Source organism: Neobacillus vireti (genome assembly GCF_036962465.1).
GTDB classification, from domain to species: domain Bacteria; phylum Bacillota; class Bacilli; order Bacillales; family Cytobacillaceae; genus Neobacillus; species Neobacillus vireti_B.
Genome location: NZ_JBALNF010000021.1, coordinates 25,526 through 47,605 on the forward strand (window position 1 = coordinate 25,526; position 22,080 = coordinate 47,605).

General features: G+C 38.4%; 20 protein-coding genes. 17 read left to right on the forward strand and 3 right to left on the reverse strand.

The genetic code is table 11. The features are described 5' to 3' along the window. Positions 1 to 4 precede the first annotated feature (4 nt). The 16 genes from V7077_RS08795 to V7077_RS08870 all read left to right on the forward strand — a co-directional run bounded on the left by V7077_RS08795 (position 5) and on the right by V7077_RS08870 (position 18,599). Entirely contained in the window at positions 5 to 1,540 is a 1,536-nt protein-coding gene (locus V7077_RS08795) for a xylulokinase (protein ID WP_335500494.1), read from the forward strand. Between the two features lie 48 nt (positions 1,541 to 1,588). After that, positions 1,589 to 2,926 (forward strand): MFS transporter, encoded by a 1,338-nt coding sequence (locus tag V7077_RS08800; RefSeq protein WP_335500496.1) that lies wholly within the window; start codon positions 1,589 to 1,591, stop codon positions 2,924 to 2,926. A 143-nt stretch (positions 2,927 to 3,069) separates the two neighbouring features. Next, entirely contained in the window at positions 3,070 to 4,029 is a 960-nt protein-coding gene (locus V7077_RS08805) for a D-2-hydroxyacid dehydrogenase (RefSeq protein WP_335500498.1), read from the forward strand. A 142-nt stretch (positions 4,030 to 4,171) separates the two neighbouring features. Beyond that, a complete protein-coding gene (locus V7077_RS08810) occupies positions 4,172 to 5,038 on the forward strand; it encodes a MurR/RpiR family transcriptional regulator (RefSeq protein WP_335500499.1) in 867 nt (288 codons plus the stop codon). Between the two features lie 146 nt (positions 5,039 to 5,184). After that, positions 5,185 to 6,105 carry a ribose-phosphate diphosphokinase gene (locus tag V7077_RS08815; RefSeq protein WP_335500689.1) on the forward strand — a complete coding sequence of 307 codons (921 nt, stop codon included), beginning with the start codon at positions 5,185 to 5,187 and terminating at the stop codon, positions 6,103 to 6,105. A gap of 67 nt (positions 6,106 to 6,172) precedes the next feature. Further along, entirely contained in the window at positions 6,173 to 7,321 is a 1,149-nt protein-coding gene (locus V7077_RS08820) for a glycerate kinase (RefSeq protein ID WP_335500502.1), read from the forward strand. A 753-nt stretch (positions 7,322 to 8,074) separates the two neighbouring features. Further along, the gene (locus tag V7077_RS08825) at positions 8,075 to 9,376 is read left to right on the forward strand and encodes a pyrimidine-nucleoside phosphorylase (protein ID WP_335500504.1); all 1,302 of its coding nucleotides are present in this window, start codon (positions 8,075 to 8,077) and stop codon (positions 9,374 to 9,376) included. A 75-nt stretch (positions 9,377 to 9,451) separates the two neighbouring features. Next, positions 9,452 to 9,850 carry a cytidine deaminase gene (locus V7077_RS08830; protein WP_335500505.1) on the forward strand — a complete coding sequence of 133 codons (399 nt, stop codon included), beginning with the start codon at positions 9,452 to 9,454 and terminating at the stop codon, positions 9,848 to 9,850. Positions 9,851 to 9,912: 62 nt separating this feature from the next. Next, positions 9,913 to 11,094 (forward strand): NupC/NupG family nucleoside CNT transporter, encoded by a 1,182-nt coding sequence (locus V7077_RS08835; RefSeq protein WP_335500507.1) that lies wholly within the window; start codon positions 9,913 to 9,915, stop codon positions 11,092 to 11,094. A 97-nt stretch (positions 11,095 to 11,191) separates the two neighbouring features. Next, positions 11,192 to 11,809: an AmiS/UreI family transporter gene (locus V7077_RS08840; protein WP_335500510.1), complete on the forward strand. Its 618-nt coding sequence runs from the start codon at positions 11,192 to 11,194 to the stop codon at positions 11,807 to 11,809. Positions 11,810 to 11,891: 82 nt separating this feature from the next. Next, entirely contained in the window at positions 11,892 to 12,566 is a 675-nt protein-coding gene (locus V7077_RS08845) for an SDR family NAD(P)-dependent oxidoreductase (RefSeq protein WP_335500691.1), read from the forward strand. Positions 12,567 to 12,913: 347 nt separating this feature from the next. Further along, complete coding sequence (locus V7077_RS08850) at positions 12,914 to 13,789, forward strand: SH3 domain-containing protein (RefSeq protein ID WP_335500512.1); 876 nt, start codon at positions 12,914 to 12,916, stop codon at positions 13,787 to 13,789. Between the two features lie 379 nt (positions 13,790 to 14,168). Further along, on the forward strand, positions 14,169 to 14,915 hold the full coding sequence (locus V7077_RS08855) for a hypothetical protein (protein WP_335500514.1): 747 nt from the start codon (positions 14,169 to 14,171) through the stop codon (positions 14,913 to 14,915). Positions 14,916 to 14,919: 4 nt separating this feature from the next. Further along, entirely contained in the window at positions 14,920 to 15,753 is an 834-nt protein-coding gene (locus V7077_RS08860) for a hypothetical protein (RefSeq protein ID WP_335500516.1), read from the forward strand. 170 nt (positions 15,754 to 15,923) lie between these two features. After that, on the forward strand, positions 15,924 to 16,541 hold the full coding sequence (locus V7077_RS08865; protein ID WP_335500518.1) for a hypothetical protein: 618 nt from the start codon (positions 15,924 to 15,926) through the stop codon (positions 16,539 to 16,541). A 147-nt stretch (positions 16,542 to 16,688) separates the two neighbouring features. Beyond that, on the forward strand, positions 16,689 to 18,599 hold the full coding sequence (locus V7077_RS08870; protein WP_335500520.1) for an Ig-like domain-containing protein: 1,911 nt from the start codon (positions 16,689 to 16,691) through the stop codon (positions 18,597 to 18,599). Positions 18,600 to 18,794: 195 nt separating this feature from the next. Here V7077_RS08870 and V7077_RS08875 read toward each other — a convergent pair whose 3' ends face one another. Next, a complete protein-coding gene (locus V7077_RS08875) occupies positions 18,795 to 19,835 on the reverse strand; it encodes a YeiH family protein (RefSeq protein WP_335500521.1) in 1,041 nt (346 codons plus the stop codon). Positions 19,836 to 19,985: 150 nt separating this feature from the next. Between V7077_RS08875 and V7077_RS08880 the strand changes: the two genes are divergently transcribed. Further along, positions 19,986 to 20,873, forward strand: coding sequence for a LysR family transcriptional regulator (locus V7077_RS08880; protein WP_335500523.1), 888 nt, complete (start codon positions 19,986 to 19,988; stop codon positions 20,871 to 20,873). A gap of 269 nt (positions 20,874 to 21,142) precedes the next feature. Here V7077_RS08880 and V7077_RS08885 read toward each other — a convergent pair whose 3' ends face one another. Both V7077_RS08885 and tatC read right to left on the reverse strand, forming a co-directional pair. Then, on the reverse strand, positions 21,143 to 21,367 hold the full coding sequence (locus V7077_RS08885; protein ID WP_335500525.1) for a hypothetical protein: 225 nt from the start codon (positions 21,365 to 21,367) through the stop codon (positions 21,143 to 21,145). After that, positions 21,351 to 22,070: a twin-arginine translocase subunit TatC gene (tatC, locus tag V7077_RS08890; protein ID WP_335500527.1), complete on the reverse strand. Its 720-nt coding sequence runs from the start codon at positions 22,068 to 22,070 to the stop codon at positions 21,351 to 21,353. The genes V7077_RS08885 and tatC overlap by 17 nt, the downstream gene beginning before the upstream one ends. Positions 22,071 to 22,080: the final 10 nt, after the last annotated feature.

Sequence of the window (22,080 nt, forward strand, 5' to 3'; positions counted from 1 at the left end):
AACGATGTCTCATATTATTGGGATTGATATAGGTACGAGCGGAATTAAAGTCGGAGCCATGAATAATGAAGGAGTATTGCGGTACCTCGAGTACCAGCAATACTCCCTGATTTACCCTGAAATGGGTTTGGTAGAGATCGATTTAGAAGACGTTTGGCAAAAAACAAAAGCGCTTTTATTGAAAGTTTGGCTGCAGGTAGAGACAGTTGGCAAAGTTGAGGCGATTTCCCTATCCACTTTTTGCAATAGTTCCGTTTTTTTAGCGGAAAATGGAGAGGTGTTACATCAAGGGATTACCTATTTAGATCAAAGAAGTAGAGCTGAGTGTGATTGGATCAAGCGCACAGTCGGCGAAGACTTGATATTTAAGATAACGAAAAACCGGTTAGAACCTGGTATGCACACGCTCACAACGCTTTTGTGGTTTAAAAATCATTTTCCGGAAGCTTATAAAAACATGTATAAATGGGGTAATCTCTCCACCTTTATTATGCATAAACTTACGGGAAGATTTGTGATGGATTGGACGCAAAGTTCTTACTCCGGCATGTATGATATTGAAAATTACGAATGGTCTGCAGCTATTTATGAAAGCGTTGGCATTGATCGTGAAAAGCTGCCGGATGTTGTAGCGCCAAGTTCAATTGTTGGCCATTTGATTCTAGATGAAGCACCATTATCTCCTGTTCCCGTTATTGCCGGTGCAGCAGACACAGCATGTTCAACAGTGGCCCTTGGGATCGGCGTTAATGAAATGTTTGAATCCGTCGGAACCTCCAACGTGCTAACCACCTGTATGGATAACCCTGAAGTCTTGGATATCCGCTTTATGAATCGGTGCCATGTCTTAAAAGACCGCTGGTTATCTCATGGGCCGATGTCGTTTCCGGGTGCAGCCGTTCAATGGTTCTATGAACAATTTTTAAAATCGGAAGGTCATTCCAAAGAGATTTTATGTGAGCTGGCAAAGGATTCGATCCCGGGTGCCAACGGTGTTTTTTTCCTTCCTTATATGCAAGGAGAAAGGGCGCCTATTTGGGATGGCGATGCCCGAGGTGTTTTTGTTGGAATTCATTTGAATACAACGAAAGCGGATATGTATCGTGCTGTTTTGGAAGGGTGCGCATTTGGACTCAGACAAATCGATGAGATTATTAAAACGAAATATAAGCTTCATTTCGAAGGTTTTCCCTCCATTGGCGGCGGTGCCAAAAATAAAGAATGGGCACGAATTAAAGCCAATGTATTAAATAAGAAAATTCATCTAAAGGATATTTGTGAAACAGGTGTTTTAGGAACTTGTTTAATTGCAGGTGCAGCAATCGGTTGGTATTCGTCCTTGGAAAATGCTGCAAATGAAATTAGTAACAATACCATTCTTATTGTTGAGCCTGAAGAAGAACTGTTGAGATCGTATGACGAGTTACATCCGGTATTTAATGAGTTATATCCGTCCTTACAATCGTTCTTTGCGTTAAGTGCTAATGCGAGATCAAGGGCAAACAAGTTAAAGAATGTAGACAGTGAAGTATTTATTTAAAGAGAAATGAAAACCTTTACAAAAGAATAACGAACTGGGGGAAATCAAATGTCAGTACCTGAGGCAAAGGTCAGGGTCAATCATGCACTCAAGCAGAAATCGAATTATCGCTGGTTAGTTCTTGCACTCGTGTTTATTCTTTACACGGTTTGTTATGCAGACCGGGCAAATATTGGCGTAGTACTTCCGTTTATTCAAAAGGAATTTGCGTTAAATAATTTCCAGATCGGAGCCATTTCAAGTTTCTTCTTCTTAGGATACGCTTGTACCCAAATTCCAGCAGGCTTCTTGCTTCGTAAAAAAGGAACCCGTGGAATCGTTGCGATTGCCGTTATTGGTTTTTCACTTATCACGTTCTTACTTGGAACAGTTACAGGTGCTGCTTTCCTTGTTATTTTAAGGTTATTATTAGGTATAACAGAAGGACCTGTACCGGTTAGTATGACATCGACGATTAACCAATGGTTCCCGGCTAAAGAAAAAGCAACTGCTACAGGATTTTATATTGCTTCCACCCAGCTTGCCCCAATCTTTGTACCGATAGTGGCTGCGGAGATTGCCGTATCGTTCGGCTGGCGTTCTGTATTCTTCTATTTTGCTATTCCAGGGATTTTTATCGCAATTCTTTGGTATTTATTTGTTCGCTCAAAGCCAGAAGACAGTTCAAAGGTTTCACAAGCAGAATTGGACTACATCCGTCAAGAAGAAGTTGTTGCAACTACAACTACTGACGCTGACCAAAGATCACTTGGCTGGATCGATAAATTTATTCGTTATCAAAAAGTAGAACCAATTAGCACTCCAAAAAAGGTTTTCGCTTCTTGGAATATTTGGGGAAATACGCTTGCTTATTTCTTAATGAACAGTGTGTTATACGGGATGTTAACATGGGTTCCTATGTATCTAGTAAATGCTAAGCACTTCTCATTAATCAAAATGGGCTTCCTTGCTTCCACACCGGCGATTGGCGGACTATGCGGTGCACTTTTAGGTGGTTTAATTTCCGATAGAGTTTTCTTAAAGAGACGTAAACCAACGATGTTAATTACTGCGTTGGCAACAGCAGTTATGATGCTGGTTGTTACACAAATTCCTAACAATGGCACACTTGTCGCGCTTAGCTTAGGTTTGGCAGGTTTCTTCCTTAATATCGGCTGGCCTTCCTTTACAGCTTATCCAATGGGCTTAACAACTAGAGAGACGTATCCAATTGCAATTGGAACTGTTAACAGCGGAGGAAATCTCGGCGGATTCTTCTCTCCGTTGATAGTTGGTGCGATCCTTGATGCAACCGGCAATTACAACCTGGCATTTGGATTCTTCGGAATTATGTTAATTATTGGTTTCTGTGTGATCTTAACATTAAAAGAACCTAAACAAGCTTAATTAAAGTAATGGGATTTTTTTAAAATAATGATGAAGGAAATTACCACCATGCTATCTTGATATAATATGGTGGTAATTTTCGAAAATGTTTTTCCGCTGTAAACTGCCAAAGCAAAAAAACAATAAGTGAGGGATGGTTTTTTATGAATATTTGCGTATTAGATGGATATACCTTGAACCCTGGCGACTTAAGCTGGGATCAATTGTCACAGATAGGTAAGACAGATGTCTATGATCGGACTCCGGAAGATCTTATCATAGAAAGGGCTGCAAACGCAGAGATTATTTTGACAAATAAAACACCATTAAGCAGGGTAACACTTGAGCAGTTGCCTAAACTTAAGTATATAGGGGTCTTGGCAACAGGCTTTGATGTAGTGGATACAAAGGCTGCAGAAGAACGGGGAATCGTCGTTAGTAACATTCCGACTTATGGGACGGAATCGGTATCCCAAATGGTATTTGCTCTGCTGTTAGAACATTGTCATCATGTTCAACGCCATAGTGATGCAGTTATGGATGGACAATGGGGTAAGAATCCGGATTGGTGCTTCTGGAACTACCCGCTTGTTGAATTGTCTGGTAAAACGATGGGAATCGTCGGTTTCGGGCGCATCGGGCTTCAGACGGCAAGGATTGCTTCCGCTTTTGGTATGCAAATTCTCGCCTATGACGCTTATCATCGCGATATTGATCTGCCAAATTTCCAATGGGCAGAGCTGTCCGATTTAATGAGGCATTCAGATGTTGTCAGCTTGCACTGTCCGCTGACCCCGGAGACGGAAGGGATGATCAACGCTGAAAATTTATCCCTTATGAAATCGTCAGCCATTATTATCAATACTTCACGCGGGAAACTTGTCAATAACAAGGATTTAGCGGAGGCTCTTAATCAAGGAGTGATTTCCGGTGCCGGATTGGATGTTCTGGCGGTGGAGCCTCCAGAAGATACAAACCCACTGCTGCAAGCAAAAAATTGTATCATCACGCCTCACATTGCCTGGGCTACCAAAGAGGCACGCAGTCGCCTATTGGACTTGGCAGTCGACAATATAAAAGCGTTTGTAGTCGGAAGCTCCAAGAACGTGGTACATTCCAGTTAGAACTGTTTTTCTATAATTAATCGTAAGAAATTGGGGCATGGAGATTTCCATTGCCTTTTTTTTCAATTTTCGAGTAGAAAAATGTCGAATTAATATTATAGAATAAATATATGACAATATGACAGGAAAGCAGGAATTATCCGTGAATGAATTAAATATCAATACCAATCCGGGATTTACTACCAGAATAAATGCAGCAATGTCAAAGCTAAGGGAATCAGAAAAAAAGATTATTGAGTTTATTGAACAGAACCAAGAAGAGATTATCCATCTTTCGATTACTGAACTTGCTGAAAGGAGTGAAACAAGCGAATCCTCAGTCGTTCGCTTGTGCAAGCGGCTTGGATATAAAGGCTTCCAAGATTTAAAAATTCATTTGGCCAAGGAAGTAGTTGCTCCTGAAATGCAGATTCATGAAGCAATCAAAAAAGGTGACGATGTTGTCACGATTAAGAAGAAGGTTTTTCAGTCCAATATTCAAGCATTATATGATTCCATTGAAGTTTGCAGTGATGAAGAAATTCAAAAGGCCGTCGAAGTCATTTCCAATGCCCGTTTAATTGAATTTTATGGCACAGGGGGATCGGGAGCAGTTGCTATTGATGCGCAGCATAAACTTTTAAAATTAGGGATTAAATCCTTTGCCTATATTGATTCGGTTCTTCAGTCTATGTCAGCGAGTGTACTCACCAATCAGGATGTGGTTATTGGTATCTCCCATACCGGTTCCAATAATGATGTATTGGCCGCGATGAAGTTGGCAAAGGAAGCAGGCTCGACACTTATTTGTATCACAGATTCATCTAAATCACCGATTACAAAAATTTCGGATATCGTACTGCAGACCGCCTCTAAGGAAACTTTATTCCGTACTGACGCGATCTCATCAAGGATTGCTCAATTAACCATTATTGATGTTCTTGTCGCAGCCGTGGCCAATCAACAATATGATTATTACCAGGCTAACCTAGAGAAAACACGTAAATCAACAACGGAAAAAAAGATGTAGCTTATTAAAAAGTTACTCTTTTTTTAGAAATATATTGAAGGAAATTACCACCACGTGATAAGATAAAAATATGAAAAATATCTTCAAAAATTGAAATATTGTGTGGGGGACTTTAGGTGGCGTACCAATTAAAGAAGTGTTTTAAAATGTTTGCTTTAAATTCTAATCAAGAGCTAGCTAGTGAGATGGCTGCACTGTTAGGCTGTGAGTTGGGGAAATGCTCTGTATCAAGGTTTAGTGATGGTGAAATTCAAATTAATATTGAAGAAAGTGTACGAGGAAGTGAAATATATTTAATTCAATCTACTTCACAGCCCGGTAATGAACATATTATGGAGCTTCTCATTATGATCGATGCTTTAAGAAGAGCCTCTGCTCAAATTGTTAATGTTGTCATACCCTACTATGGCTATGCGCGGCAGGATCGGAAGGCTCGTTCCCGTGAACCGATTGCTGCTAAATTAATTGCAAACCTTTTAGAACGAGCTGGGGCTGATAGGGTCATTACAATGGATCTTCATGCTCCGCAAATTCAGGGCTTTTTTGATATACCTGTTGACCAATTAATTGGTGTTCCGATCCTTGCCGAATATTTTGAGAATAAAGGATTAGAAGATATTGTTGTCGTTGCACCCGATAACGGTGGTGTTGTAAGAGCAAGGAAAATGGCAAGCAGTCTAAATGCCCCCATTGCTTTTATCGATAAAAGACGCCCTCGGCCGAATGTTGCGGAAATCATGAATATTGTTGGAAATATTGAAGGTAAAAATGCCATTATAATCGATGATTTAATTGATACGGCAGGTACGATTACACTTGCGGCAAATGCCTTAGTTGAAAAAGGGGCAAAAGCTGTTTATGCCTGCTGTACCCACCCCGTTCTCTCAGGACCGGCCATTAGTAGAATCCAATCATCAGCCATTAAAGAACTTGTTGTCACCAACACAATTGAACTGCCGGTTGAGAAACGGATTGATAAACTTACATCTTTATCAGTGGCACCATTGTTAGTTGAGGCCATTGATCGAATTCATAATAATAAGTCAGTAAGTCCGTTGTTTGAATAAATTTTTACTAGAAAAATAGAAGACTAGATAAAGGATAAAACAAATAGTGTTTAACGAGGAGGTTGCCATGAAAATTGTAATTGCCCCCGATTCATTTAAAGGATGTATGAGTTCAGTAAAGGCAGCGAATTCCATCAATAAGGGAGTATTACGTGCGTTCCCTGAGGCTGAAACGATTCTGTTACCTCTTGGGGATGGCGGAGAAGGGACATTGGATACACTAGTTGCAGCTACCAATGGATCTACGGTTTCAGTTCATGTTAAAGGTCCTCTCGGAGACATGGTTGAAGCTGAGTACGGCATTCTTGGTGATGGAGAAACCTGTGTAATTGAAATGGCAAAGGCTTCTGGTCTTGTGCTTGTACCTCCATCTCAGTTAAACCCGTTAAAAGCAACAACATTTGGAACTGGAGAATTAATTAAAAAGGCTTTGGATGATGGATACAAATCATTTATTCTTGCCTTGGGCGGTTCTGCCACCAATGACGGAGGGGCAGGAATGCTGCAGGCCCTAGGGTTAAAGCTACTGGATGAGAACGGAGAAGAGATTGGATTGGGAGGTGCCGAGTTAAAAAGAGTGGTTTCTATAGATCAGTCAACTTTTGACTCAAGGATTACAGAATGCCATTTTCTAATCGCTTCAGATGTCCAAAATCCTTTCATAGGTCCGGACGGTGCATCAAAAGTTTTTGGCCCCCAAAAGGGTGCTTCTCCTAAGGATGTAGAATTTCTTGATGATTGTTTGAGGAACTTTGCAGATGTCATTGAAAAGGAAACTGGCGTACATCTTCATAATCTTCCCGGCTCCGGGGCAGCGGGCGGAATCGGTGGTGCTTTTCAGGCCTTTTTCCCTTCTAAAATGAAGCGCGGTATTGATGTAGTTATCGAATATACCAGGCTGAGCCAATTAGTTGAAGGAGCAGACCTTGTGATTACAGGTGAGGGAAAGGTAGATTTTCAAACAGCCTCAGGGAAAACACCAATGGGTGTTGCTCAGGCCGCCTCATCGAAAAATATTCCCACTATCATTCTGGCAGGCTCTATCGGAAAGGGCATCGAAGCGCTTTACCAGTACGGTGTTGTAAGCGTCAACAGTATTATCAACGAGCCCATGATGTTAACAGAAGCAATGGATAAAGCATGCGAATTAATCGAATTCACCTCTGAGCAAATCGTTCGCTCCTTTTTTTATCAAAAAAAATTAATAGAAATCTAAATTGAGAAGGATGGGGACGGTTCTCATGCTTCCATCTACTGCTTGCTCTAATTCAAAATTCCATAACAATCTCCTTCATTAGGAGTGGGTCTATTTTTTTCATGAGTATTTTAACATCCGTTGAAGCAGGGCCTATCAAATAAAGAATACGATAACCAATAAAGTATACCTAGGCAAGTCAAAGAACCTTAAACAGCATATTAAAAACTATTTCAGCAAGTTAAGAATATATTAAGAATAAAAGGCTAGTATTAAAGCGAGCTTTTCCCCCCTTTTATAAATTATTAATGGATGCCCTCAAGGACTGTTTTCGGACGGTCTTGAGGGTTATTTTTTTTGGTGAACATATTTCCTGTTTTTGTTGGAAGCAGAAGAACCGTCCCCGTGCTTCCTTTTTCAAACGCGGTTTTTTGAAAAATGATAAAACTATAACAATTTGGTAACCCCTTTACAAATTAGGTTACTACTTCTATAGTAATCACATGGAGTTTTAATAAATCTGGGGCGATAGTAAACAATAAACCTGATATTCACAGAAATGTAAACGTTCACTATCGGTAATTGATGGTTAAGTTTCAGTTTAGCGAGCAAAAAACTATTACCATTAATTTCAAAAGAAGAAAGGGTTTACAACTCTAGTGATAAAGGAGTAAAATCAAATCATTCGTTAGATGTCTGACATCTAACCTTTACGTTTTTGTGCTTTTATTAAACAAAATAGAAATGACTTTTATAAAAAAGAGGTGCGCTTCCATGAGAATGGTTGATGTAATTGAGAAAAAACGTGATGGTTACGAATTAACCAAAGAGGAAATCCAATTTTTGATAAACGGTTTTACAAAAGGTGATATCCCTGATTATCAAATGTCCGCTTTTGCCATGGCTGTATTTTTTCAAGGAATGACAAAAGAAGAACGTGTTTACTTAACGGAGGCAATGGTTCAATCCGGTGATCAAATCGACCTCTCAGGCATAGAAGGAATTAAAGTCGACAAGCACAGTACCGGTGGAGTTGGTGATACAACCACTCTTGTGCTGGCCCCGCTTGTTGCGTCTGTTGGCGTACCAGTAGCAAAAATGTCAGGAAGAGGCTTAGGCCACACTGGCGGTACCATTGACAAACTAGAATCCATTAAAGGATTTCATGTAGAGATATCAAACGAAGAATTTATCCAATTAGTGAATGAAAATAAAGTAGCAGTAATTGGCCAGAGCGGCAATTTAACACCTGCGGATAAAAAATTGTATGCGCTTAGGGATGTCACTGCAACGGTTGACTCTATTCCGCTTATTGCCAGCTCAATCATGAGCAAAAAAATTGCCGCAGGAGCGGATGCGATTGTTCTGGACGTTAAAACAGGCAGCGGTGCCTTCATGAAAAACCTTGACGATGCGAAAGAACTAGCAGAGACGATGGTAGAGATCGGCAATGGCGTCGGCCGTAAAACAAAGGCGATCATTTCCGATATGAGCCAGCCGCTTGGATTTGCAGTTGGGAATGCTCTTGAAGTGAAAGAAGCGATTGACACGCTAAATGGACAAGGACCTGAAGATTTGCAAGAACTCTGTTTAACCCTAGGAAGCCATATGGTGGTATTGGCAGAAAAGGCTGCTGATCTTAATCAGGCACGTGAAATGTTAAAAGAAGCAATTCAGAGCGGCCAGGCTTTAGAAACCTTTAAAACCTTCCTCGCGTCACAAGGAGGAGATGCATCGATTGTCGATGATCCAGCTAAACTTCCTACAGCGTCCTTTATGATAGAGGTTCCGGCTAAAACTTCAGGCTATGTGGCTGAAATTACGGCGGAAACTGTAGGAACGGCGGCCATGATGCTCGGTGCCGGACGAGCTACAAAAGACTCTGTCATTGATTTGGCAGTTGGTGTTGTCCTTCAAAAGAAAGTAGGCGACCGTGTCGAGGCAGGAGAGTCCCTGGTTACGATTCATAGCAATCAAGAAAATGTTGAGGAAGTAATTGAAAAAATTTACTCTGCTTATAATATTACAGAGGAAAAAGTAGACAAGCCTACACTCATTTATACAGAAATTCATTAATCGCTTATTAAAAACTAGTTGGCTGGCCGTTTGGTCAGCCTGTATCCTCACACATAACTGAAAGGGTGACCAAGTATGGATATGCAAGCATTACTCGAGCAAGCAATCGAAGCTAGGAAAAAAGCGTATACTCCTTATTCAAATTTTCAAGTAGGCGCAGTTGTTTTGACAAAAGATCATCGTGTTTTCCAAGGATGCAATATTGAAAACGCCTCCTACGGATTAGCCAATTGTGCTGAAAGAACTGCTATTTTTAAAGCGGTTTCTGAAGGGGGAAATGAAATTGATACAATCGTTGTCGTTGCAGATACGGAGGGCCCTGTTGCACCTTGTGGAGCCTGCCGGCAGGTAATGGCAGAATTCTGTGATAAAGATACGAAAATTATTTTAGCTAATTTAAAAGGAGAAAAGCTAGAGACAACCATTGATCAATTGCTGCCTGGTTCTTTTTCTTCTAAGGATTTAACAAAGTAACTATTTTTTGTTCGCAATGGAAGCGAATTCATCAACGATTTTATACCATCTGGAGGTCTGACATGAAATACATCATCGCGATTATTGGACTGCTAGTTGTTTTCGGACTAGCCTACTTGGCAAGCAATAATCGGAAAGCTATTAAATTAAAGCCGATTATTATTATGGTCATTATTCAAGTCATATTATCAGCATTATTATTAAATACCACGTTAGGGTTAGATTTGATTAAAGTATTTGCCGGGGTCTTTACTAAATTACTAGACTATGCCGGTGCCGGGATATCGTTTGTATTCGGCGGACTGGCCAATAAAGGAGAAATGCCATTCTTCCTGAATGTTCTGCTGCCAATCGTGTTTATTTCCGTGTTAATCGGGATTTTCCAGTATTTAAAAATTCTTCCGTTCATTATGAAAGCTATTGGATTATTGTTAAGCAAGGTAAATGGCATGGGAAAATTGGAATCGTATAACGCTGTTGCTTCGGCGATGATTGGTCAATCTGAGGTATTTATTACGGTGAAAAAACAGCTTGGTCTGCTGCCTGCCCATCGTCTATACACTCTTTGTGCATCAGCGATGTCCACGGTTTCGATGTCGATTGTTGGCGCCTATATGACGATGATTGAACCAAGATACGTGGTCACGGCCCTTGTTCTTAACTTATTTGGCGGATTTATCATTACTTCGATTGTGAATCCTTATACAGTTGATCCAAGCGAGGATATTCTTGAGATTCAGGAAGTAGAAAAACAAAGCTTTTTCGAAATGTTAGGGGAATATATTCTTGATGGTTTTAAAGTAGCGGTAATTGTCGGTGCAATGCTAATTGGATTTGTTGCCTTAATGGCTGCGATTAATAATATTTTTGATTTAATTTTCCATATTACTTTCCAGGAATTATTAGGATATGTTTTCTCACCAATTGCCTTCATCATGGGAATTCCATTCTCAGAGGCTGTCCAAGCAGGCGGAATTATGGCTGAAAAACTTGTAACCAATGAGTTTGTAGCGATGATGGACCTGGCAAAGGTGGGTAAATCCTTTAGCCCTCGTACATTAGGGATTATCTCGATTTTCCTTGTTTCCTTTGCCAACTTTTCATCGATCGGGATTATTGCCGGAGCCGTCAAAAGTCTGAACGAGAAAAAGGGTAACGTTGTGGCCAAATTTGGTTTAAAGCTTTTATACAGTGCCACTCTAGTAAGTGTATTGTCTGCTGTAGTAGTAAGTATCATTTTATAATCTGTGAAAAAGCATTTTTTCAGCCAAAGGTTGGAAAACTGCTTTTTCCTTTTTGAAGGAGGGAATGTTGTGAAAAGACTTTTTCACAACAGAGAATATGAGTTTTGTTGGACTATTTCTTTCGGGTGCCGTTTTATTTCTTAATAGCTTGATGTTAATAGGAAAAGCGGAAGCGAAAAGTGTTGGGGTCTTTAATCTGTTTGTAGGAGTCATTCAACTGATTATACCGTTTTATTTAATGATGGTCTCAGGTCAACATCATTGGGAGTTATATAATTACGCATCTATTTTTTTATTTGGCTTAACTTATTTATATGTTGGAGTCACCGCATTAATAGGATTGGATGGCAGAGGACTTGGCTGGTTTTGTTTATGGGTTGCGGTCATAGCGGTTGTTTATACGTTAACAGCTATATTCCATTTCCATGATGCGGTGGGTGCGATAACATGGGGTATGTGGGTTTTTCTTTGGTTTTTATTCTTTTTATCCAATTCACTGGAAATGAAGATTGATCATTATCTTGGAATGGTTGCCTTTATTCAATCTTGGGTAACATTAACTATCCCATCTTTATTGTATTTTTTAGGTGTTTGGAATACCCCGGTTGTTCAGCAAATATGGCTGATTGTTTTAATGGTATCGATCGCTTATTTTGCTATAAGCTTATTTAAGTTTAGGTTATTCGTCCCGTTAACCCATGTAGAAAAATCATGAAAAATTGGAGCCTGCTAGGGGACAGTTTTTTTAAAAGATTTGAAAAGGGTCAACGACAAATATTCTGGAAATTAGTATGGAGGTGCAGCTGTTGAAAACAATACTTATTACAGGGGCAGGCACAGGGCTGGGAAAAGAACTGGCTCTAGCTTATGCACAAGAGGGGAACAGGATTATTCTAGTTGGAAGAACCCAAGCACACTTGGATGAGGTCAGGCAAATGATTGATAAAACAAATGGCAGTGCTAGGTCAGTGGTTTGTGATATTACAGATACTAATCAGGTTAAACAAGTGCTCGCCCATTTGAATGAAACGGAAAAAATTGACCAAGTGATTAATAATGCAGGCATCGGTTATTTCGGTCCCTTGCAAAACATTCCGGCGGACCAGATTAGTCAGATGATTGATACAAATGTAAAAGGAACGATTTATGTATCCCAAGCTATATTGCCAACTTTCTTGGAACGGAATGCCGGGAAGATTATGAACATTATTTCAACAGCGGGATTACGCGGGAAGGTCCATGAAACTGCCTATTGTGCAAGTAAGTTCGCCATTCGTGGGTTCACTGAAGCCTTAGTGAAAGAGTTAGAGAATACTTCGATTACTGTTTCTGGTGTTTATATGGGTGGTATGGACACTCCTTTTTGGGATGAAAACCATTTTATAACTGACCGCTCAAGATTAAAATCAGCAAAAGATGTAGCATTGGAAATACTAGAAAGGGAACATGAAATTGAGTTGATTATTAGTTAGTATATCTTCATAATGTATAAAAGTTAACTAAAGGCAAGGCGAAGAGCTTAAAAACCTTACACAGCATATTAAAAATAACCTCAACAAAGTTAAGGTTATATTAAGAATAAAAAGCTACTATTAAGACAAGCTTTTCAACCCCCCTTTTTATATATTATTACTGCATGCCCTCAAGGATTGTTTTCGAACGGTCTTGAGGGCTATTTTTTTGTGAATAATCCATTGGTTTTACAGATAGCATCAAGCTGGCTAATGGTAGGGGTCATAATCCCTATTGAAATAGAGTGATATAATCGTTATATAATTAAAATGGAAAATAATATAACTAGAATGGGGAAGGTAAGTAGATGTTTAAAAAGGGATTGGCAATCTTTGCTGCCGTGTTTGTCTTATTTGCAGGGTTACTAGTAGTTAAACCGGTTCAAGCTGCGACAACCGTAACAAAATATGTAACAGCGACCACCTTGAATGTCAGAACAGGTCCGGGAACAACTTACTCAGTTGTCACAACCGTTAAGCAGAACCAGGCTGTAACTGTTTCACAAACTCAAGGTACTTGGGATAAAGTAACGGTTGGTGGGAAAACGGGCTGGGCATCCAATCAGTACCTAACCACTAAGAATTTGGCGGAAGGCTTAAAGACAGTAGGAGGCAACAAACAGTTAATCCTTGTAACAGCTAATGGTTACAATACTTCAAGTGCTGAAATTCGGACCTTTGAGAGAAATTCTCTGGGTAAATGGGTTCCTGTTCTAACCACCACAGGCTTTATTGGTAAATATGGATTTGCCACGTACACGAATATGAGTGAAGGTGGTAAACGGTCTCCAATTGGGAGGTATGCAATTGGAACCACATTTGGACGTTATGCTAATCCAGGCACCAAAATGCCTTACAGAAAAATTACAAGCGATGATGTGTGGGTAGATGATCCAACTTCTAAACTCTACAACACTTGGCAATCCAGAAGTAAAACACAAGGTCAATGGAAGAGTGCAGAAAACATGAACATCGCAGCCTATACCTACGGTTTCGTGATCAGATACAATGCACAACGAACTCCGTATAAAGGCAGCGCAATCTTCTTCCACATTGGCAGCAGCTATACATTGGGATGTACCGCCACTTCCCAAACCAATGTTGTCAACATCCTAAAATGGTTGGACCCTAATAAAAGTCCAGTCATCATTCAAACTCCGATTCAGGAGCTAAACAAGTACTGAAGCTCCAGAGGGTTGTTTTTAACAAATGTTTAATACGCATGTGAAATCACTTTTTGGAGATCACATTAAGATTTGTCCTTCATATCCGATGAAGGGCATTTTCTTGTTTTAAAGAACAGGCTGGGTACTCATATTTAGAGGCTGGGCTGGTGCTATGTTCACTTTGCTGCTCACTTCATTATTAAGATTGATCATAAAATGAGTTTTCTTATGCTACCATCTTCAGCTATAAAATTATAGTACTCTTTTCTAATAGAATTCCTCTACTGTAAATATTTTCGGTTCTCATCTGTAGGAAAGAAAGTTGAAAAAATATGGCAACGGTAAAATCAATTTGATAAACTGAATGTTGTTTGTATGTTTCAGATGAGGTGATTCTTTGATTAATATTACTTATAATACGTATTCCATATTGGATTTGATTACTATAGCCTCCTTAATATTAAACTTGTTTTTATCCATTCCTGTATCGATAAATAAATTTAAATCTTTCATTAGGAGGCGCTCATTAAAAATATTATTAGGAAATGATAATATTACTATACATATACCATCAAGAGCTATGATAGATAGAATTAAGCCTGTTGTTGCAATGGAAGACTATCAAACATTCGAAAATGTTAGAAATGTACTTGAAGAAAACAAATTTATGGTGGAATTGAAATACATACCCGTTTCCGGGGATATAGAAATTAATCCTCAAAATGCTAACATTGTAATATGTGGACCTAAAAATTCTTATATGGTTAAAGCAATTTTTGATAATTTAAGAGGGTTATCTTTTGTTGAAGAAGATGGTAAATGGTTCTTTATGGACGAGCAAGAAAATAAAATGTACTCGCCTATGGATGAAATACCAAAACAAAATGGCGATATTGCATTCCTTGGTAAAGTGAATTTAGATAACCGATTAAGTCATTCCATCCTTTTGATTTGTGGTATTCACGCCATCGGTTCACTAGGAATAGCCACTTTTTTAAATAATAAAAACTTATTGGATTCTTTACTTAAAAAAGTTAAGAAGAAGAAATTTTATAGCATAATCTACTCGGCTCATTCAAATGATAACAAGGACATTTATACATCGGCCATTCATTATGATGCTAGAGAAATTAATGAGGAGTGAAACTATGCAATATAGTTCAGGAATCCTAAAAAAACCAACTTCATTAAAATCGGAAGATATTGTAGGGTTCAATAATGATTATTTTTGGATACTTGATGGTGCAACTCCACCAGCCAGTAAAAAGAATAGGGAAGCTACGCAGCTCTATATAAAACTATTAAATGCAAGCTTATCTTACTTTTCTTTAGAAAACGTATGTCCAGCAGAATTATTAAAAAAAAGCATAAGAAATGTAAAACGAACTTACGAAAAAACCTATCCTTTAGATAACAGTGATTATTTACCATACTCTACAGCTATAATTATTAAGTTATCAGATGCATTGGAGTATTTGGTGTTAGGTGATAGTTTCTTATCCGTATGTACAGGGGATCAAACGATAGAAATTTGTGATGATCGATTAAAAAGGGTTGCAGTTACTGAAAGACAGGAAGTTCGAAGATTGAGGGAAAAGGGAATTGATGAAAGTACGGATATTTATATTAATGCTCGAAGAAAATTAATAGAAGCTGAAATGCAGCTCCAAAATAAAGAGAATGGTTATTGGGTGGCTGGTTTTAACGAAAGTGCAGCGGATAACTCCATTACCGGGAAAATTATCCTTAATGAAGGCCAAAAGACATTTTCTATAACAGCCATGACCGATGGATTAGCTAGATTAGTGACACATTTAGGTGCTTATCAGAATATAAATGAAATAGGTAAAGACATTGTAGAGCATGGCGCTAATAACATTTTTGAGAAATTAAGAACACTTGAATCCAACAAAACGAACTTTATTAAACCTATTTCAAGTCAACACGACGACGCATCATTTTTTATCATTTCAAACAGTTAGAAGCATGGGGACGGTTCTCATGCTTCTTTTTCTTTTGTTTCTTCAGAATATAAGTATAAAGGTTAAGGAAAGGGATTTGATTTAGGTGCGAAATTGAATATTAGATATTGCAATGCATAATCGAATATTATATAATGTAGTTACAAAAGTGATGGGGAGTGAATTGGTATATGAGAAGTCAGATTACAACTAAAATGCCAAGTAAAATTATAACTGCAATTGATATCATAGCAGCAAGATGTGAGATTAGTAGAAGCAACTTTCTAGAAATAAACTCCACTTTATCTATTCTTAATAATAAAATATGTCCCTTAAAAGATACGGACCTAAATGAAATTATTTCAGCATTAATCACAAAATCATCTTGCAGTGTTAGGAAAGAGTTCAAGGAATTACATCAAAGACTTTCATTAGATGTAAAAAAGGAGATAGTAAAATTTTTTTATGAAGCTAATTTAATTGAACACATTAGGTATTCATGTGTTAAGCAAGCAAATTTTTACAAAGGGGAAAATTATTTATTTTATTATGCAATCTTAGATATGAAGAATACTGATATAAATGTATTTGTAAATGATTTAGATCTACCAATGCAAATAATTGGACTATCTAATGCTCCAAGTAGTGAATATGTATTTTTAGGAAAGAGAAGATACTTTACTAGAAAGGACCAGGAATCAAATGAATTTAATAAAATATGTAATTTATTAGGGGTGCCTTCTTGTGAAGTAATAAAAATCCACTATAAAGATTTAAATAAACTTACAGTTGCGTTGAAATCTCTATAAATAGGAAGAAGCATGGGGACGGTTCTCATGCTTCTTTTTATTTGGAAGCACAAGAACCGTCCCCATGCTTCCTCTTTTCTAGTAAAATACAAATCTATAAGATAAAATGTATTATATTGTAAATGAAATGGATGGGAGAAGGAATGGATGAAATCAATGTTATGGAAAGCGGGAGTTTTAGCTTGTTTAATGCTCCTGGGTTGGTCATGTTCTTATAAAGAGGCTTCTGCGGAAGCTTTATGGCCGTCTAAATGTGCAAAAGTGAATGCAAATCAAAATCCAACTTTTCAGCAAATGAACTGCTTATTGACGAATGCGGCTTTAGAAGCAAATATTCCGCCCGAAGTAGTTAAAGCTGTGGCCACAAAAGAAAGTGGAGGTTGGAGACAGTTTGATGACAATGGGCAACCTGTTATTTCACCAGATGGCGGTATCGGTCTCATGCAAATTACCAATCAACCAACCTATGATCAACAAAGATTGAAAGATGATATTTACTATAATATACAGGCCGGCGTTGATATTCTAAAGAGTATGTACCAGCGTACCGATCTGCCTAAAATACAAGGGGCCGGACCAGAGGTTATTGAGAATTGGTACTTCCCAGTCATGGCCTACAATGGGACAAAGCCTATAAACAGTCCACTTAAACAGGCGGATGGGACTAGAAATACGAAAGCCTACCAAGAAAAAGTTTTTGGCTTTCTTCAACAAGAGAGCTTCCTGGGTGATACTAAATTAGCGCAGTATCCGTTCAGTACAGCTGACTTTCAATATGATCCTAACAGTGATGAAAATATTGAATTCAAGAAGCTGGAATATGTAGTATCTGACCAGATGCATGCTACTACTGCTCTTTTTCATACGGGGGACAAAGTAGTTGTAACCGAGGATAAGGCAAGGTTAAGGGCAGAGAACACTAGTACTTCTTCCTTATTAAAGGAATTACCACTAAATGCTACTCTGGTAATTTCAAGTGATTTTGTATATGACAAAAATCCTTCTAGTGTAAACCAATTTGTATGGTACCCAGTTAAAACGGAAGATCAAAAACTAGCAGGTTATATTAGTTCTGCTTATCTTACAAAAAAGTTAGAAGTCAGTCCGGTGGATGATAATGATCTATCCGTTTCCGGGAAAGCACCTGCGTATGGCCAGGTACAAGTAATGAACGGAACAAGCCAGATTGCCATTGCAGTGGCTGATGCAAACGGATCTTTCAAAGCAGGTATTGCTCCTCAAAAAGCGGGGTCAACATTAACGGTATCTTACGAGGATAAGCAGAATGCCCAAAGCTTTTTTACAACGATAACCGTAACAGATAAAACGGCGCCATCAGCCCCGGTAGTGAATACTGTTACGAATAAGTCTACTGAGATTACTGGGAAAACAGAATCCTATGCCATTTTAACGGCCACGATTGCAGGAAAAGCATATAGTATACAAGCGAACCTATATGGAAATTACAAATTAGCTATTCCAATCCAAAATGCAGGAATGACAATTTCGGTAAAAGCGAAAGACAGAGCAGGAAATGTAAGTGCGGCAAGGACCACTACTGTCGTAAAAGCGGCTCCGAATCTACCTGTTGTGAACACGGTTAATAATAAAGCTTGGAATGTAACGGGGAAAACAGAAGCAAATGCCATCGTAACCGTGGACGTTTCAGGAAAACTCTATACCGCAAAAGCCAATTCGTATGGAAACTACAATGTTGCTATTACGCCGCTAAATACAGGAACAAAGTTATCCATTACAGCAAAAGATAGTGCAGGCCGTATAAGCGCAGCAAGAGGCACTGCAGTCATTCGCGTAGCGCCAAACATGCCTACAGTGAACACGGTTCGATACTATTCTACGTCAGTGACAGGAAACACAGAGAAATATGCGATAGTCATCATCAAAATCGGATCAAAAACATACACAACACAAGCCAATCTTTACGGAAACTACAAAGTATACATCCCTAAACAACGCACAGGAACAAAACTATATGTATACGCAAAAGACGCAAAAGGGCAAACCAGCGCCGTAAGAACAGCTACAGTGTCAAATTAAGGGAAAGAAGCATGGGGACGGTTCTCATGCTTCTTTTTATTATTATTAAATCTCTAGTTTCATTACGGCTACATTCGGTTGGACAGGTTAGTAATGGAAGGACAATAAACGAACTTTAACTCTAATTAATACTGCTGTTTTTCAGTTAACTAATTAGATGAAACCTTTGTTAGTTAGTCCTCTAATTATGATTAGTTATATAGTGAAATATGTGATGAGAGTAAGAAGAACGGAGGTAATCGACATAGCAAGAAGTGGCCGTAACATCTTCGTGCGAAGATCCTTTAGACTAACATTCAAACCTAATCCAATCATAGCCATCGTTAAGATAAATGAGGTAAAGAAAGATATGCCTTTCATAACACTGGCTGAAATAATAATTGTATGACCAAGTACATAGCTTCCAAAGAAGCTCAAGATAATAAATCCTATAAGAAACCATGGGAATTCGACCTTTGTTTTTGAATCAGATCCTGTTTTACCTTTTCGTTTCGTCAAATACATAAGAATAAAGCTGAGTGGAACAAGTAAGAAGACCCTGCCCAGTTTGGCTAACAAAGCAATTGCCAGGGCATCTGGTCCAGCAGGTGTACTTGCAAGGGCTACGTGTGCGATCTCATGTAAGCTTACACCAGCCCAAATACCGTATTGTAAAGCAGTTAAAGGAATGAACGGTCTTATTATGGAGTAGGAAATGGCAAAAATGGTTCCAACCAAGGCAATTATGCCTGCACCAATTGCAGTATCTTCATTTTTTGCTTTCAGAATCGGTGAGACGGCAGCAATCGCCGCTGCACCGCAGACACCTGTTCCAATTCCCAATAATAAGGATAATGAAGCATCTGCTTTGAGTAATTTTCCAAGGAATATTGTAAGAAATACTGAAAAAATAATGGTTCCCACATCTCTAACAAGTAACACCAATCCTTGATGTAAAACAACATCAATATTAAGTTTTAATCCGAAAAGAATAATTGCAAGCCTTAACAGCCTTTTGGCAGAAAATTGTATCCCTGTACGCAATTGTTCCGGGAAACCCCATATTTGTCGATAAAGAACCGCGATAATGATGGCAAAGGCTAGTTGTCCGACACGATCTAATCCAGGTATTTTGGATAATCCAAAACCAGCCAACGCAATAACAAAAGTAAAGCCAATTCCCCCAAGGCAACATTTTTTTAAAGATGATTTCGGCTGCTTATCTATAGAATGATGTTTAGTTACAGTGGTTTTCATATTAAGATCCCCTCCCAAAGTTGATTTCCTTTTCAATCATATGCCCCTTATTATGATAAGTAAAATAAATTATAATAATTATGATGATAATAGATTACTTATCATAATTTTGTCTTTTTAGTTAAAAGTAAATCTAAAGGTGGAGTCGAAATGGACCAAGCATTACATGTTTTTATTACTGTGGCAGAACAACAAAATTTCACACGTGCTGCTGAAATTCTGCATATGACACAGCCAGCGGTTAGTAGTTATATACAGAACCTAGAGCGATCGATGGACATTAAATTATTAGAGAGAACCAATAAGTTTGTCAGGCTTAATAAGGCGGGAGAAATTGTTTATCATCATGCAAAGGATATTTTAGGTCTTTATACCAAAATGGAGAATCTTTTGGATGATCTAAAACATACTGCAAGTGGTAACCTATCTATTGGCTCTAGCTATACCTATGGGGAATACATTCTCCCACATAAAATCGCAACTTTACTTAAGTACTATCCGCAATTAAATCCAAGTATCACTATAAGGAATTCGAATGAAATTATTGAATTAGTCATGCATCATCAACTTGATGTGGGGATAATAGAAGGAGAATTTATAAATGAGAAAATTAAAATTGTACCATTTGCATGTGATCATTTATCTATCATAGCAACATCTAATCATCGCTTATTAAACACACAAAAAGTAAGCTGTTTTGATTTAAGCCAGGAGACATGGCTGATTCGTGAGGAGGGTTCAGGAACAAGGGAAATACAGGAAAAGGGTTTCCAGCAACTGGGGTTTTATCCGAAAAAAATTATGACCTTTGGAAGTACACAAGTGATCAAAGAATCAATTGAAGCTGGTTTAGGAATTTCTTTACTTTCACAATCGGCTATAAAAAATGAATTAGAGCTAGGAAAGTTAAAATTACTAGACATTAATGGGTTTCCCATCGAAAGAAATTTCTCGCTTATAACCCCAAATGTCAAATTCCAAACGAAAGCAACTGAGGTTTTTGTTGAATTATTAGTTAAAGAAGGTTTTAATATTTGAAGGCGGCAAGTGCAAACTGTTAGTTTAAATCCTAAAAAATTAATTTTATAAATACCTCATTTTGATACGTCACGGTACTCAAGATTCATAACTCATCTGAAATTTTTTGCGGAGAGAATCGTTAAAAAACAAACTTTTGATTCTGAGTCTGATTCTATACGAATCAATTGAGTCAATCGATGTTGAAAGAGGACGAAATTATTGAAAGTATTTCACGATTTGTCAAACAAAAACATGCAATTGTCTTGTCCAGACAAGAGAAAATCTATTTAATTATCCATATTCACTGAATATTGGGTGGTAATCGTAATCGATAATAAGAAGGTTAACTGATTAGAAGGTGATTCAATAGGTCGTTGAAAAATGACATTGAAATCAGCCTTTCTTCTATTATTAAAGCCTTTACTTTTTAAGGGCATTGCCCATTTTAATTGTTTTTCCTTTCTACTTTTTTTATATAAAGCACAGGGACGGTTCTTATGCTTCCGAAGCATGAGAACCGTCCCCTTGTTTCCATTTCATTTTTGATAAAAATACGCCCATTTCATAGAGTGCGATTAATGGTACCAGTACTATTAATTGTGAGAAAAAGTCCGGTGGGGTGATGACAGCTGATACCACTGCCAGTGCGATATAAGCGTATTTTCGTATCATTCCCAAAGAAGAGGGAGTGATTACTCCGATGGTGGTCAGGAATAAAAGCACCAGCGGAACCTCGAATAGAAATCCGAACGGAATCGTGAACATTAATAGAAACGAAAAGTATTCCTTGGCTGAAATGAACATTTTGAAATGTTCCTGCCCCATTTCAATCAGGAAGTGATAGATGGTTGGAAAGATCACGAAATATCCGAATAATAGTCCACCAATAAAGCTTAAACTAATCGCCGGCAGAAACTTAACAGCTGCATTCCGTTCTTTTTCCGTAAGAGCTGGTTTGACAAACAGCCAGAGTTGATGGGCAATAAAAGGCAGCGATAAACCCAGGCTCACGCTCGCAGCAATCCCTGTATAAAGCCGAATCACATCAAGCGGTCCCATCATCACGAGCTCGTGATGCTGCGTGATAATGGGAACTAGTTTATTGATGAAAAGTAGGGAGGCTGCGAAACAAACAACAAAAAAGACCAGAGAGCGGATCAGTGACTTTCTTAGGTCAATCAAATGCTCAACAAGGGGTTGTTCTTCCGCATCCATTTAGCTTCCT